At 69.4% G+C, this 15557-nt stretch carries 9 protein-coding genes; 6 read left to right on the top strand and 3 right to left on the bottom strand.

Annotated elements, in window-relative coordinates:
* Positions 1 to 39: 39 nt before the first annotated feature.
* Together ACZ6CV_RS12130 and ACZ6CV_RS12125 are read right to left on the bottom strand one after the other, a co-directional pair.
* The gene (locus tag ACZ6CV_RS12130; protein WP_469250710.1) at positions 40 to 1641 is read right to left on the bottom strand and encodes a glycosyltransferase family 87 protein; all 1602 of its coding nucleotides are present in this window, start codon (positions 1639 to 1641) and stop codon (positions 40 to 42) included.
* Between the two features lie 150 nt (positions 1642 to 1791).
* Positions 1792 to 4554: a transglycosylase domain-containing protein gene (locus ACZ6CV_RS12125; protein WP_469250709.1), complete on the bottom strand. Its 2763-nt coding sequence runs from the start codon at positions 4552 to 4554 to the stop codon at positions 1792 to 1794.
* Between the two features lie 373 nt (positions 4555 to 4927).
* Here ACZ6CV_RS12125 and ACZ6CV_RS12120 point away from each other — a divergent pair, with 373 nt between their 5' ends.
* From ACZ6CV_RS12120 to ACZ6CV_RS12105, 4 genes are all read left to right on the top strand, one after another.
* Positions 4928 to 5614: a PadR family transcriptional regulator gene (locus ACZ6CV_RS12120; RefSeq protein WP_355812085.1), complete on the top strand. Its 687-nt coding sequence runs from the start codon at positions 4928 to 4930 to the stop codon at positions 5612 to 5614.
* A gap of 59 nt (positions 5615 to 5673) precedes the next feature.
* Positions 5674 to 6756 (top strand): inositol-3-phosphate synthase, encoded by a 1083-nt coding sequence (locus ACZ6CV_RS12115; protein ID WP_469250708.1) that lies wholly within the window; start codon positions 5674 to 5676, stop codon positions 6754 to 6756.
* A 133-nt stretch (positions 6757 to 6889) separates the two neighbouring features.
* The gene (locus ACZ6CV_RS12110) at positions 6890 to 8146 is read left to right on the top strand and encodes an MFS transporter (RefSeq protein ID WP_469250707.1); all 1257 of its coding nucleotides are present in this window, start codon (positions 6890 to 6892) and stop codon (positions 8144 to 8146) included.
* A 114-nt stretch (positions 8147 to 8260) separates the two neighbouring features.
* The gene (locus tag ACZ6CV_RS12105; protein WP_469250706.1) at positions 8261 to 8785 is read left to right on the top strand and encodes an LppU/SCO3897 family protein; all 525 of its coding nucleotides are present in this window, start codon (positions 8261 to 8263) and stop codon (positions 8783 to 8785) included.
* Between the two features lie 130 nt (positions 8786 to 8915).
* On the opposite strand, the gene ACZ6CV_RS12100 is transcribed toward ACZ6CV_RS12105, so the two are convergent.
* The gene (locus tag ACZ6CV_RS12100; RefSeq protein ID WP_469250705.1) at positions 8916 to 10382 is read right to left on the bottom strand and encodes a CCA tRNA nucleotidyltransferase; all 1467 of its coding nucleotides are present in this window, start codon (positions 10380 to 10382) and stop codon (positions 8916 to 8918) included.
* Positions 10383 to 10574: 192 nt separating this feature from the next.
* On the opposite strand from ACZ6CV_RS12100, the gene ACZ6CV_RS12095 reads away from it, so the two are divergent.
* The gene (locus ACZ6CV_RS12095) at positions 10575 to 12953 is read left to right on the top strand and encodes a DUF6049 family protein (protein ID WP_469250704.1); all 2379 of its coding nucleotides are present in this window, start codon (positions 10575 to 10577) and stop codon (positions 12951 to 12953) included.
* A gap of 46 nt (positions 12954 to 12999) precedes the next feature.
* Positions 13000 to 15504 (top strand): murein biosynthesis integral membrane protein MurJ, encoded by a 2505-nt coding sequence (gene murJ, locus ACZ6CV_RS12090; protein ID WP_469250703.1) that lies wholly within the window; start codon positions 13000 to 13002, stop codon positions 15502 to 15504.
* Positions 15505 to 15557 lie beyond the last annotated feature (53 nt).

Genomic DNA, 15557 nt, shown 5'->3' with positions numbered 1-15557 from the left:
CGGCCCCTCCGTCTTCCACCTCTGTCGGCCCGTTCGCCCTCAGCGAACGCGCCTGGGCTCTGTTCCCCACTTCACGGCGGAAGACGCGGTGGCGCGGCCCGTGTGCCCCAGGACGAAGACGTCCTCCGCCTCGTCCAGCACACCCCCCGAGGGGTCGTCTTCCCCCGCCCGCCGTACGACGTCCCGTTCGGGCATCAGGATGTCGCACACGACCACTGCGCAGAGGTAGAGCGTGCCCAACAGGTGGATGGCGGTGACCAGTTGGTAGCCCTCGGTCGGCAGGCCCTTGTGGGCGTCTCCGCTCGTCGTGTACGCGAGGTACATCCAGATCCCCAGGAAGTACGCGACCTCGCACGCCTGCCAGATCAGGAAGTCCCGCCAGCGCGGGCGGGCGAGCGCGGCGAGCGGAATCAGCCACAGGACGTACTGCGGCGAGTAGACCTTGTTGGTGAGGACGAAGGCGGCGACCACCAGGAAGGCGAGCTGCGCGAAGCGCGGGCGGCGCGGCGCGGTGAGTCCGAGCGCGCCGACGGCCAGACAGGCGAGGAGCATCAGAATCGTCGCCAGGGTGTTGACCGTGTCCGTACTCAGCGGGGAGTCCATGCGCTGGGACAGGATCAGCCAGAAGGAGCCGAAGTCGACGCCACGCTCCTTGCTGAAGGTGTAGAACTTCGACCAGCCGTCGCCGGCGAGCAGGATCACCGGCAGGTTGACGATCAGCCAGGTGCCCACCGTGCCGGCCAGGGCCGCCCCGAACGCCCGCCATCGTCCCGCGCGCCAGCACAGGATCAGCAGCGGCCCGAGCAACAGCACGGGGTAGAGCTTGGCGGCCGTGGCGAGCCCGAGGAGCACACCGAAGGCGAGCGGACGCGCGCGTGACCACATCAGCATCGCGGCGGCCGTGAGAGCGACGGCGAGCAGGTCCCAGTTGATGGTGGCCGTCAGGGCGAGCGCGGGCGCGAGAGCGACGAGCAGGGCGTCCCAGGGGCGGCGCCGATGGGTCTGGGCGACGCAGAGGGCGAGGGCCGCGGTGCAGGCCATCAGTATCCCGGCGTTGACCATCCAGTAGATCTTTTCCTGATGCTGGATGGAGCCGCTGCCGGGAGTCAGCCAGGAGGCCACCTCCATGAACACCCCGGTCAGGACCGGGTACTCCAGGTACTCCATGTCGCCGGGCAGCTTGTCGAAGTACGGCACGAGGCCGTCGGCGAAACCGCGGCCCTGGTAGAGGTGCGGGATGTCTGAGTAGCAGGCGTGCGTGTACTGCGAGCTCGCCCCGAAGAACCAGGCGCCGTTGTAGCACGGCATCTTCTGGATCATTCCGAGCGCGAACATCCCGAGGGCGACGAGCGCGATGATGCGCACTGGGGTCCACCAGCTGGGCGCGAACAGCACTCTTCGTCCCGTCGGGCCCCCGATCAGCTCACTGCTGGCCCTGGCGACCTCGTCCTCCTCGGTCGGCCGCACCGGCTCGGGCTCCGGCTCCCGCGGGTCCACCGGCTCGTGCTCGCTCGCGAGCGCGGTCTCGGTGCCCGAGCCCGCACCGATCCGTCCTGAGCTGTGGGGGCCGACGCTCTCGTGCTCTGCACCATGAGAATGCGCGCCGGGGGAATCTGCGCTGTGGGGGTCTGCACTGGGCATGCCCGCCATCCTGCCGTACGCGACGGGGAACGCGGAGAGGGCCGCCGCGCCCATCGGCGCGACGACCCTCGTTTCCACGGCTCTCGTTTCACGTGAAACATCCGTGGACCGTGCCCCGGCGGTTCACCGGGTCACTCCCGCGAGCTCGGCTCAGCCCGGACCACCGATGAAGTGGCTTCCGCCGTCTTCGTTGCCCTCGTTGACCCCGCCACCGTCCGGGTCCTCCGTAGCGGGCGGTGACTGGCCGCCGGGGCCGCCGGGACCGCCGCCAACGCCCCCTTCGGCTCCGCCGTTCTCCTGGCCGCCGTCGTGGTTGCAGTCCCAGTCGAGCGGGTCACAGGTTTCCCCGGGGTCGGGCGACTTCGTCGGAGGCTTGGAGGACTTGGAATCCGAGGGCGAGGGCGACGTGGTCTTCGGCGGCTCCTCGGACTTCGTGGGAGCGGTCGTCGGGGGCGGGGTCTCACCGACGACCTCACCGATCGGCCCGGGCACGGGGAAGTTCTTCACGGGCTCACCCTTGAGCGCCCGCTCCATGTAGTCCTGCCAGATCTGCGCGGGGAACGAGGCGCCGTGGATCTTCTCCTCGCCACCCGTGCCGAACATCTCCAGGAAGTGCCGCTTCTTGTTGGACTCGTCGTCGTCGAGCCGGTACATGCTCACCGCCGTCGACAACTGCGGGGTGTAGCCGACGAACCAGGCGGACTTGTTGCCGTCCGTCGTACCGGTCTTGCCCGCGACCTGGCGGCCGACGAGCTTGGCCGACGTGCCGGTGCCCTTTTCCACGACCGTCCGCAGCACGTCGGTGACGTTGTCCGCGACCGTGTCGTCGAAGGCGCGCTTGGTCTCCTTCTTGTGGCTGTAGACCGTGTCGCCCTCGTGCTGCACCTCGGTGACGGAGTACGGGTCGTTCTGCTCACCGCTCGCGGCGAAGGTGGAGTACGCCCCCGCCATCCGGATCGCGCTCGGCGACGAGGTGCCGAGCGAGAAGGACGGGTAGTTGGCGCTCGCCATGGACCGGTCGTCCTTGAGGCCGGCGGCGATGGCCGACTCCTTCACCTTGTCCAGACCGACGTCCATGCCGAGCTGTACATAGGCCGAGTTGACCGACTGCCTCATCGCCTCGCGGAGGTCGATCTGGTAGGTCGGGGGGTTGTACGACTCATTGCCGTCGTTCTTCTGGAGCCATTCCTTGCCGTCGCGGTCGGTCCAGACGTTTCCGTCGTACTTCTGGATCTTGAGCTTGTTCTTGCCGCTGTACAGGCTCTTCGGGTTGACGACCGTGCGCTCGCTGTCCGCCTGGACCTCGCCGAGGTCCGGGTTGCGCACGCCGTTCTTGAACGCGGCGGCCAGCACGAACGGCTTGTACGTCGAACCGACCTGGGCACCGGTCTGGTCGGCGTTGTTGGTGAAGTGCTTCGTCGCGTCCTCACCGCCGTAGATGGCCCTGATCGCGCCGTCCCCGGGCTCCACCGAGGCACCGCCGAATTGGACGTGCGTGTCCTTCTCCGGGCGCAGCTTCGGCTTGATCTTCGCCTTGCGGACCTTGTTCACCGAGTCCTCGAGCTCCTTGACCTTCGCCTTGTTGAAGGTCGTGTGGATCTCGTAGCCGCCCTGCTGGAGCTGCTCGGCGGTGATCTTGGTGTTCCGGATGACGTACGCCTTGGCCAGGTCCACGAGGTAGCCGGTCTGGCCCGCCAGATCGATGTTCGAGCGCGGATTCTGCAGCTTCGGGAAGTCCTGGTACTTGGCCCGCTGGGCGGCGGTCAGCCGACCGTCCTTGACCTCTTCGTCGAGGATCCAGGACCACCGCTTCTTGGCACGTGTGGTGTTGTCCTGCGAGTTGGCGGCGGGGTCGATCTCGGGGTAGCCGGCGGGGTCGTAGTACGTGGCGCCCTTGAGCACGGTGGCGAGAAGCGCGCACTGGCTCGGGTCCAGCTCCTTGGCTTCCTTGTTGAAGTACGCCCGGGCGGCTGCCTGGATGCCGTACGCCCCACGCCCGTAGTACGCGGTGTTGAGGTAGCCGGCCATGATGTCTTCCTTGGAGACCGTCCGGCCGACCTTTATGGAGATGAAGAGCTCTTTGAACTTACGGGTGAACGTCTGCGACTGGTCGCCCAGGCGCGCGTTCTTCACGTACTGCTGGGTGATCGTCGAGCCACCCTGGGTCTGCCCGCCCTTGGCCATGTTCACCAGGGCGCGGGTGATGCCCATCGGGTCGACGCCTTTGTCGTCCTCGAAGGTCTTGTTCTCCGCCGACATGACGGCGAAGCGCATCTCCTTGGGGATGTCGTCGTAGTCGATGATCTGGCGGTTGCGCTCACCGCCGGTCGCGACCATCTGCTTGCCGTCGTCCCAGTAATAGACGTTGTTCTGCGCCTTGGCCGCCTTGTCGACCTCGGGCACCTCCACCAAGGCGTACGAGATGCCGGCGACCGCCATCACGCTGCCGAGGAAGCCGAGGAACACACCCGAGACCAGGCGCCACGACGGGACCCAGCGCCGCGCGCCGTACTTGCCCGCGCGCGGGTAGTCGATGAACCGCTTCTTGCGGGGCGGCTCGGCACCACCGCGCCCCCTGCCACGGCCCGGCCCGCTCGGACCACCGGGGCCGCCACCGCCACGACGGCCGCCACCGCCCGAGCGCCCGCCTCCGTCGGGCGCCCTGCGGCGGCCGCCGCTCGCCCCGATGGAACCGCTGCGCTGTGCGGCGCGCCGGGCCTCGGCCCGGCCGCCGTAGGGACGGCCTCCGTCATCCGGAGTGCCTGATCCCGAAGCCCCATAAGAAGAAGAGGGCGATCCGGTGTCGCCCCGCGGTGCCGCACGGCGGCCCGACGGCGCTGCTGGGGCGCCGCGCCGGGCCGCGGCGCGTCCGCCGCCCTGCGGCTGCGGCGGTTTGCGACGGTGCTCGCTCATCGAACGATTACTCCTCGGGCAGGCGCAGCTGTCCACGCCTGGAAACGGCGGCTGGTTTCCGGTCCCCCCGAAGTACGGATGCGCCCGTTCCGGAGCTCACCCGCACTGCACCGGGGACCACGACGCTCCCCGGCGTCACTTGGTTCCCGGTGGCATGCATGGCGCACAGACTACGCACCGTCAAAACCCTCGTAGAGCCGAAGTTCACCCCAAATCAGGCAAGTTACTTCCTACGAATCGGTGATGTGACGCCGTTCACCGTGCCCCCTCTTGTCTCATCCGGATCGCCGTTCTATCGTCTCGATGTATCGAGTCGATACATCAGCTCGGCATAAAGGCCGTCCCGAGGGACCGTGACAGACAGGAGGCGAAGATGAGCAGGCGCTCCGGCATCCTGGAATTCGCCGTCCTCGGTCTGCTTCGCGAGTCCCCGATGCACGGCTACGAGCTGCGTAAACGCCTCAATACGTCACTGGGAGTGTTCCGCGCCTTCAGCTACGGGACGCTGTACCCCTGCCTCAAGACGCTGGTCGCCAACGGCTGGTTGATCGAGGAGACGGGCAGCAGCCCCGAGGACGCCCTCGCAGCTCCACTCGCAGGGCGTCGCGCCAAGATCGTCTATCGGTTGACGGCGGAAGGTAAGGAGCACTTCGAGGATCTGCTGTCGCAGACCGGCCCCGACGCCTATGAGGACGAGCACTTCGCCGCCCGCTTCGCCTTCTTCGGGCAGACCTCGCGGGACGTGCGGATGCGGGTGCTCGAGGGCCGCCGCAGCCGCCTCGAAGAGCGCCTGGAGAAGATGCGCGCTTCCCTGGCCCGTACCCGGGAGCGCCTGGACGACTACACGCTCGAGCTTCAGCGCCACGGCATGGAGTCCGTGGAGCGCGAAGTGCGCTGGCTGAACGAGCTCATCGAGAGCGAGCGGGCGGGGCGGGACCAGCAACGGTCCGCCCCCGGCGGCTCCGCTCAGCAGAACAGCACATCCGGGGAGTCGGCGGGCCTGCCCCGGCGGCGGGAGACCAACCCGCCGCCGGATCCGTCCGATGACCCCACCAAGTGAGACCCAGCGTTCCGCGGGGTTTCATCCGGAATACCGAGATCACACAGGGAGCAACCGGAATGGGTTCGGTTCGCGTAGCCATCGTCGGCGTGGGCAACTGCGCCGCCTCGCTGGTCCAGGGCGTCGAGTACTACAAGGACGCAGACCCGGACGCCAAGGTCCCGGGCCTGATGCACGTCCAGTTCGGCGACTACCACGTCGGTGACGTCGAGTTCGTCGCCGCCTTCGACGTCGACGCGAAGAAGGTCGGCCTCGACCTCTCGGACGCCATCGGCGCCAGCGAGAACAACACCATCAAGATCTGCGACGTGCCGAACAAGGGCATCACCGTCCAGCGCGGTCACACCCACGACGGCCTCGGCAAGTACTACCGCGAGACCATCGAGGAGTCCTCCGAGGCCCCGGTCGACGTCGTCCAGATCCTCAAGGACCGCCAGGTCGACGTCCTCGTCTGCTACCTGCCCGTGGGCTCCGAGGACGCCGCGAAGTTCTACGCACAGTGCGCCATCGACGCCAAGGTCGCGTTCGTCAACGCCCTCCCGGTCTTCATCGCCGGCACCAAGGAGTGGGCGGACAAGTTCACCGAGGCCGGTGTCCCGATCGTCGGCGACGACATCAAGTCGCAGGTCGGCGCCACCATCACGCACCGTGTGATGGCGAAGCTGTTCGAGGACCGCGGTGTCCGTCTCGAGCGCACCATGCAGCTCAACGTCGGCGGCAACATGGACTTCAAGAACATGTTGGAGCGCGACCGCCTCGAGTCCAAGAAGATCTCGAAGACGCAGGCCGTCACCTCGCAGATCCCGGACCGTGAGCTGGGCGAGAAGAACGTCCACATCGGCCCGTCGGACTACGTGGCGTGGCTCGACGACCGCAAGTGGGCGTACGTCCGCCTCGAGGGCCGCGCCTTCGGCGACGTCCCGCTGAACCTGGAGTACAAGCTCGAGGTCTGGGACTCCCCGAACTCGGCCGGTGTCATCATCGACGCCCTGCGCGCCGCGAAGATCGCCAAGGACCGCGGCATCGGCGGCCCGATCCTCTCCGCGTCCTCGTACTTCATGAAGTCCCCGCCGGTGCAGTACTTCGACGACGAGGCGTACGACAACGTCGAGAAGTTCATCAAGGGCGAGGTCGAGCGCTGACCGAGGGGTCGAGCCCTGACCAAGGGGTCGAGCCCTGACCGAGGCAGAGCGCCGCGAGCTCTCTCCTTGTCGCTTGTAGAGGGTCCCCGGGCATTCCGCCCGGGGGCCCTTCGCGTATGTGAGGCTGTGCTCCATGGCTGTCGTCGGTGACCTGCGGATACTGCTGAGGCTGCGGGATTTCCGGCGGCTTCTCGTCGTACGGCTGCTCTCCCAGGGCGCGGACGGCGTCTACCAGGTCGCGCTCGCCACGTACGTCGTCTTCTCCCCGGAGAAGCAGACCTCGCCGGGCGCGATCGCCTCGGCCATGGCGGTGCTGCTCCTGCCCTATTCGCTGATCGGTCCCTTCGCGGGCGTGCTGCTCGACCGCTGGCGGCGCCGTCAGGTCTTCCTCTACGGCAACCTCCTGCGGGCCGTGCTCGCCTCGTTGACCGCGGTGCTGATGCTGGGCGGCGTGCCCGACTGGCTCTTCTACGTCTCCGCGCTCTGTGTCACCGCCGTCAACCGTTTCGTGCTCGCCGGGCTCTCGGCCGCGCTGCCCCGCGTGGTCGACGCCGACCGACTCGTCCTCGCCAACTCCCTCTCGCCTACCGCGGGGACGCTCGCCGCGACCGCGGGCGGCGGCCTCGCCTTCGTCGTCCGCCTGGTGGCCGCGGACTCGGACGCGGCGGTGGTCCTGCTCGGCTCGCTGCTGTACCTCTGCGCGGCGGTCGCCTCGCTCCGCATGGCCCGCGAACTGCTCGGCCCCGATCCGGAACTCGTGCCGCCACGGCTCGCGGCAGCGCTGGCCGGCACGGCACACGGCCTGGCGGCAGGGGTACGGCACCTGACGCGGCGCCCCGCGGCCGCCCGTGCGCTGGCCGCGATGACGATGATGCGGTTCTCCTACGGCGCGCTGACGGTCATGGTCCTGATGCTGTGCCGGTACGCGTGGTCGTCGACGGAGCCCGACGGGCTCGCGCTGCTCGGGCTGGCCCTGGGGGTCTCCGGCGCCGGCTTCTTCGCGGCGGCCCTGGTGACGCCGGCCGCGGTGGGGCGGTTGGGGGCGGGTGGCTGGATCATCGCCTGCGCGGGAACGGCCGCGGTCCTCGAACCGGCGCTCGGGCTCACCTTCGCCCCCGCCCCGCTGCTGGTCGCCGCCTTCGTCCTCGGCCTGACGACGCAGGGCGCGAAGATCGCCACGGACACGGTGGTGCAGTCCTCGGTGGACGACGGCTTCCGCGGACGGATCTTCTCCGTCTACGACGTCCTCTTCAACGTGGCATTCGTGGGCGCAGCGGCGGTAGCCGCCCTGATACTGCCCCCGGACGGCCGCTCGGTTCCGCTGGTCGTCACGGTGGCTCTGGTCTACGCGGCGATTGCTGGGGCTATGGCCCGCTTTGACGCGCAGTAAGTGTCACATCAGTGACACAGAGCCCCTCTGGACTTCAGAGTTCCCACTCGGCCCGGATAACTTACGGGCGTCGTATTCGCGCCATCGCGCCTTCGTTCGAGGGGGACCCCCAAAGTGACCACTCCGCCGCCCCAGGGCCAGGCTCCGTACCCGCCCCAGGGCCAGAACCCCTATGGGCAGCCGCAGGGCGGCGTCGCCCCGTACGGTCAGGCCCCCGCGGCCCCGTACCCGCCGCAGCAGGGCCAGCCGGGCGGCCCGACGGCCCCGTACCCCGCCTTCAACCAGGGCGGACCTGTCCCCCCGCCGCCCGCGCGGCGGGGCGGTGGCAAGAAGCTGATCCTGCGCATCGTCGGCTTCATCGTGGTCGCCATCCTCATAGCCGTCGGCAAGTGGATGCTCACCAAGAGCGACGCCGAGTCCACCAGCGTCGGCAGCTGCATGCACAACGACGGCACACAGTTCTCGCCGGACCTCAAGGAAGTCGACTGCTCCTCGAGCGACTCCCAGTACAAGGTGGTCGAGAAGTTCGACAACACCAGCGACAGCGACAAGTGCGAGGCCGTCAAGACCTCTGAGATCGCCTACTACCAGAGCGGCAAGGGCCACAACGTCGTGCTGTGCCTGAAGAAGACCAAGTAAGCGGAGCCGGCCGGTAGACCACCGAGGGGCGTTGTTTCACGGTTTCACGTGAAACAACGCCCCTCGGCACAGTGAGGGCGGAGTGGGTGTTTCACGTGAAACATCCCCCGCCCTCCGGCGTCCCATCGCCTCAGCTCTGCGCGGCCCACCACTCCTTGAGCGCCGCCACCGCCGCGTCCCGTTCCATCGGGCCGTTCTCCAGGCGCAGCTCAAGGAGGAACTTGTAGGCCTTGCCGATCACCGGGCCCGGGCGGACGCCCAGGACCTCCATGATGTCGTTGCCGTCGAGGTCGGGGCGGATCGAGTCCAGTTCCTCCTGCTCCTGGAGGCGGGCGATGCGCTCCTCCAGGCCGTCGTACGCACGCGACAGGGCGTTCGCCTTGCGCTTGTTGCGCGTCGTGCAGTCGGAGCGGGTCAGCTTGTGCAGGCGCTCCAGGAGGGGACCCGCGTCCCGTACGTAGCGACGTACGGCCGAGTCCGTCCACTCGCCCGTGCCGTAGCCGTGGAAGCGCAGGTGGAGCTCGACCAGGCGCGAGACGTCCTTCACGAGTTCGTTGGAGTACTTGAGCGCCGTCATGCGCTTCTTGACCATCTTGGCGCCGACCACCTCGTGGTGGTGGAAGGAGACCCGGCCGTCACTCTCGAAGCGCCGCGTGCGGGGCTTGCCGATGTCGTGCAGCAGCGCGGCGAGCCGCAGCGTCAGGTCGGGGCCGTCCGTCTCCAGGGCCATCGCCTGCTCGAGAACGATCAGGGAGTGGTCGTACACGTCCTTGTGGCGGTGGTGCTCGTCCCGCTCCAGGCGCAGCGCGGGCAGCTCGGGCAGGACCCGCTCGGCGAGCCCCGTCTCGACGAGGAGGGCCAGGCCCTTGCGCGGGTGTGCGGAGAGGAGCAGTTTGTTCAGTTCGTCGCGCACGCGCTCCGCGGAGACGATGTCGATGCGCTCGGCCATCGCCTTCATCGCGGCGACGACGTCGGGAGCCACTTCGAAGTCCAGCTGTGCGGCGAAGCGCGCGGCCCGCATCATCCGCAGCGGGTCGTCCGAGAAGGACTCTTCGGGCGTGCCGGGGGTGCGCAGCACGCGCTCCGCCAGGTCTTCGAGCCCGCCGTGCGGGTCGACGAACTCCTTCTCGGGCAGCGCCACGGCCATCGCGTTCACGGTGAAGTCACGGCGTACGAGGTCCTGCTCGATGGAGTCGCCGTAGGACACCTCGGGCTTGCGCGAGGTCCTGTCGTACGCCTCGGAGCGGTACGTCGTGACCTCGACCTGGAAGCTCTGCTCCACATCTCCGACGCGGGCCTCCTTCTGGCAGCCGACCGTGCCGAAGGCGATCCCGACCTCCCACACCGCGTCCGCCCAGGGCCTGACGATCTTCAGCACGTCCTCGGGGCGGGCGTCGGTTGTGAAGTCCAGGTCGTTGCCGAGCCGGCCCAGCAGGGCGTCCCTGACCGAGCCGCCGACCAGGGCGAGGGAGAACCCGGCCTCCTGGAAACGGCGGGCGAGATCGTCCGCGACAGGGGACACCCGCAGCAGTTCGCTGACCGCGCGGCGCTGCACCTGGCTCAGTGCGCTGGGATTGTCTTCATTGGCGTTCGGCACAACAGAAAAGGGTACGTGCACCGGACGCCCGCGGCCGACCCGATTCCCGCCCGGCCCCAGAGGCCCGCGCCGCCGCGCCGGACAGCTCTTCCGATCACGTGGAGCAGTCCGCGGCACTTCGCCACAGCGCGCATCGTTACCATGCGTGGACGCACATCCGACGACCACTGACGACGAGGGACGGGCGAACGCGTGGCCGAGGCGGCAGACTTCCCGGGGACAAGCCCCTCACCTGCCCGCCGGTGGCTGCGGCGCACCGCAGCACTGCTGGTGGGTACCCCTTTGCTGGCCGGGCTGCTGCAGGTCCCGGCGGGGACGGCGGCGCACGCCGAGCCGGGCGCGACGGCGGCCTCCACCATGCCGGGCGCGAAGGCCGACCCGACCGGCTCCCGCACCGTCGACGTCTCTGTGGACTCGCTCACCCCCACCGCCCCCGGTGAGGGCGACACGGTCACGGTTTCAGGCACGGTCACCAACAACGGCAAGCAGACGGTGACCGGCGCCCAGGTCGGGCTGCGGGTCGCGCCGCTCACCTCCCGCAGCGCCATCGACAGCGCCGCGAAGCGCACGGGCTTCCAGCCCGGGTCCGAGGGCACGGATGTCGGCGGGAAGTACGTCGACAAGTTCAGCAGGCTCGCTCCCGGCGTGCGACAGGACTTCAGCATCTCCGTACCGGCGAAGGAGCTGCCGCTGGGCGCCGAGGGCGTCTACCAGCTCGGCGTGGCCCTCACCGGGCAGAGCGCCGCCCAGCCCTACTCCCAGGTCCTCGGCATCCAGCACACCTTCCTGCCGTGGCAGCCGGACACCGCCTCCACGAAGACGAAGACCACGTACCTGTGGCCGCTCACCTCGACCAACCACCTCACGGCGAAGACCGGCTCCGACGAACAGCAGACCCCCGTCTTCAAGAACGACGACCTGGCCAAGGAGCTGGCCACGGGCGGGCGCCTGGAGCAGCTCCTGTCGCTCGGCAGCAGCCTGGACGTCACCTGGGTCATCGATCCGGACCTGCTCGCCTCGGTCGAGGCGATGACGAAGAGCTACCGGATCGAGAACCCCGACGGGAAGTCCACCAGGGCGGGCAAGCACCAGACGCTCGCCAATCAGTGGCTCAACAGCCTGCAGTCCGCCGTCAAGGGCAAGAAGGTCGTGGCCCTGCCCTTCGCCGACCCCGACCTCGCCTCGCTCGCGCACACCGGCAAGGCGGTCTCCGGTTCCCTCGGTCACCTGAGGGAGGCCACCGAGGTCGGCGCCGACGCGGTGAAGGCGATCCTGCAGGTGAAGCCGAGCACGGACTTCGCCTGGCCCGCCGACGGCGCGATCGATCCGTCGATCGTCGACGTCGCCACCTCCGCCGGTGCCCATACGGTGATCGCCCGCAGCGACAGCCTGCGCGAGACCGGCGGTCTGTCCTACACGCCGTCCGCGGCGCGGCCCATCGGTGGTGGCACGACCGCCGTGGTGGCCGACGCGCGCCTCTCCACGGCCTTCCAGGGCGACATGACGGGAGCGGAGAACTCCACCCTCGCCGTCCAGGAGTTCCTCGCCCAGAGCCTGATGATCAATCTGCAGGATCCCGACCGGCAGCGGAACATCGTCGTCGCCCCGCAGCGCATGCCCACGGCGAGCCAGGCCCAGACCATGCACAAGGCGCTGTCGGCCCTCGGCGACGAGAAGTGGTCCCAGCCCCAGGACCTGGCCGCGGCGGCGAAGGCCAAGCCGGACCCGGGCTCCAACACCCAAGTCCCGTCGGCCGGGTCCTACCCCGCCGCCCTGCGCAAGCAGGAGCTGCCGCAGCCGGCCTTCGAGGCCATCCAGAACACCCAGAGCCGGCTCAAGCGCTTCCAGGTGATCCTCACCGAGAAGGACCGGGTGGTCACCCCCTTCGGCAGGGCCATAGACCGTGAGATGTCGACGTCCTGGCGCGGCCGTCCGACGCAGGCCAAGGCCTACCGGGACAGTGTCGGGAGCTATCTGAAGGACCTCACCAGGCAGGTCTCCCTGATCCAGCGGTCCGACGCGAAGCTCTCCGGCCGCAGCGCCACCATCCCGATCTCCGTGCAGAACAACCTGGTGCAGGACGTCGAGCATCTGGTCCTGCGGCTGTCCTCGACCAACCCCACGCGTCTGAAGGTGGGCGACGGGCAGTTCGAGGAGAAGCAGATCAAGATCGCGGGCGGGCACTCCCAGTCCGTGAAGTTCACGACCACGGCCAACGCCAACGGCCCGGTCCCGGTCTACGCCCAGCTGTACACGGAGGACGGCGAGCCGTACGGCGACGTCGTGCGCTTCGACGTCAACGTCACCGAGGTCACCCCCGCCGTGATGCTCGTCATCGCCGGCGGTCTCCTGCTGCTCGTGCTGGCCGGGTTCCGGATGTACACACAGCGCAAGCGCGCGGCCCGGAAGCGGGCCGAGGAGGCGCCGGACACGGGCCCGGGCGACGGCCCGGAGGGTGGGTCCGGCAGCGAGCCCGACGAGGGCGACCCCGAGCAGCCGAGTGACCCGACACCGGACACCGCCCCGGAAAGCACGGACCCGTCGGACACGGGTGAGAGAGTGGAGCGTTGAGCGATGTCGTGGCCGGTGGGCCCGGGGACGATGAGGTGGGGTAACCATGAACGCGCCGTACGACGGTGACCGTGGCCAGGGCACGGGTGGCTCCGCTTCTCCCGAGGACCTGCCGCCCGGCTCTCCCGAGCACGGGCAGGTGCCGCCGCAGCCCGCGCCGGACATGTACCTCCAGGACGCCTACGACCAGGATCCCTACCGGGCGCAGGACCTCTCCGCCCAGGACCCGGTGACCGAGGCCCTCTACGACCGCGCGGCGCACCCACCGCCGCCGCCGGGCACCTACCCGCAGCAGCCGCTCTACGGCCAACCGCCCGCCCCGCCGCACGCTCCCGACCCCCGCAGGTGGGCGCAGACCCCGCCCCCCGAGCCGGAGGGCCCGACCCGGCACCTGCCGTACGGCGACGACGCCCGTACGACGCAATTCGTGGGCGTCGACGACCTGGTCACCCAGGCCGGCGAGGAGCGGCACGAGCCGGACGCCTTCGCCCACCTCTTCCGCGACCAGCAGCCCGGCGGGTACGGCGGCGGACAGGCCGACTACCAGCAGGACGCGTATCCCCGTGAGGGCTACCAGCAGGGCGGCTATCAGCAGCAGAGCGGATACCCCCAGCAAGGCGGTTACCAGCAGCAGGGCTACCCCCAGGGTGGTCACCCGCAGGGCGCCTACCAGCAGGGCGGCCATCCCGAGGACAACGGATACCCGCAGGACAACGGCTATCCCCAGGGCTATCAGCAGGGCGGCGACTATCCGCAGGACGGCGGCCATCCGCAGGGCAACGGCTACCCGCTGCCCGTCGACGGCGGCTACCCGCCCGCCGCCGAGCAGCCGGTCGTCCCGGCGCCGGCCGCCGCTCCGGTGACCGATTCCGCGCCGGCCCCCGCCGCGCCGTCGCCCGCCCCCGCCGGCAAGTCGGGCGGCCGCGCGTCGAGCCTGCTGAAGTCCAGCGCGGTCATGGCGGCCGGCACGCTCGTCTCCCGCCTCACCGGCTTCATCCGCTCCGCCCTGATCGTCTCGGCGCTCGGTGTCGGTCTGCTCGGCGACACCTTCCAGGTCGTCTACCAGATCCCGACGATGATCTACATCCTCACCGTCGGCGGCGGCCTCAACTCGGTCTTCGTGCCCCAGCTGGTGCGCTCCATGAAGGAGGACGACGACGGCGGCGAGGCCTACGCCAACCGCCTCCTGACGCTCGTGATGGTGGCGCTCGGCGCGCTCACCGTCCTGGGCATCGTCCTGGCACCGCAGCTGGTCCGGGTGATGTCGGTGCCGGTCGCTGACGACCCGGCGGCCACCGAGGTCGGCGTCACCCTGCTCCGCTACTTCCTGCCCTCGATCTTCTTCATGGGCGTCCACGTGGTGATGGGACAGATCCTCAACTCGCGCGGCAAGTTCGGCGCGATGATGTGGACGCCGGTCCTGAACAACATCGTCATCATCTCGACGCTCGGCATGTTCATCTGGGTGTACGGGTCGTCGGCCGAGTCCGGCATGACGGTGAACAGCATCCCGCCGCAGGCCGAGCGCCTCCTCGGCGTCGGTGTCCTGCTCGGCCTGGTCGTCCAGGCGCTTGCGATGATCCCCTACCTCCGCGAGACCGGGTTCAGCCTGCGCCCCCGCTTCGACTGGAAGGGCCACGGCCTCGGCAAGGCCGCCAAGCTCGCCAAGTGGACCATCCTCTTCGTCCTCGCCAACCAGGCGGGCGCGATCGTCGTGACGCAGCTGGCGACCGCGGCCACCACCGACCTGCCCGCGACGAGCGGCATCGGCTTCGCCGCCTACGCGAACGCCCAGCTCATCTGGGGCCTCCCGCAGGCCATCATCACGGTCTCCCTGATGGCGGCCCTGCTGCCCCGGCTCGCCCGGTCCGCGCACGACGGCGACACCGGCTCCGTACGCGACGACATCTCGCAGGGCCTGCGCACCACGGCCGTCGCGATCGTCCCGATCGCCTTCGGATTCGTCGCGCTCGGCATCCCGATGTGCACCCTGATCTTCGGCTCCTCGGGCAGCGCCCAGGCCACGAACATGGGCTACATGCTGATGGCCTTCGGCCTCGGCCTGATCCCCTACTCCGTGCAGTACGTGGTGCTGCGCGCCTTCTACGCCTACGAGGACACCCGCACGCCCTTCTACAACACGGTCATCGTCGCGGCCGTCAACGCCGCCGCCTCCGGCGCCTGCTACATGCTGCTGCCCACGCGCTGGGCGGTCACCGGCATGGCCGCCGTGTACGGCCTCGCGTACGCCATCGGCGTGGGCGTCGCCTGGCGCCGGCTGCGCAAGCGCCTCGGCGGCGACCTGGACGGCGCCAACGTCCTGCGCACCTACGCCCGCCTCGGGATCGCGGCGCTGCCCGCGGCCCTGCTCAGCGGCGGCGCCGCGTACGCGGTCACCCAGGCGCTCGGACAGGGCGTCCTCGGGTCGCTGGCGGCCTTGCTGGCCGGTGGCGTGGTCCTGCTCGGTGTCTTCTTCGTCGCCGCGAAGCGCATGCGGATCGCGGAACTCAACTCGATGGTCGGCATGGTCCGCGGCCGTCTCGGTCGCTGAGATGGGCGGCCGCGCACAACCATCGCCAGCCACCGTGTGTCGTGCATAGCGCC

This window comes from Streptomyces sp. NPDC041713 (assembly GCF_055591085.1).
Note: the sequence above shows the minus strand (reverse complement) of the source record. Positions and strands in the feature narration are given on the sequence as shown.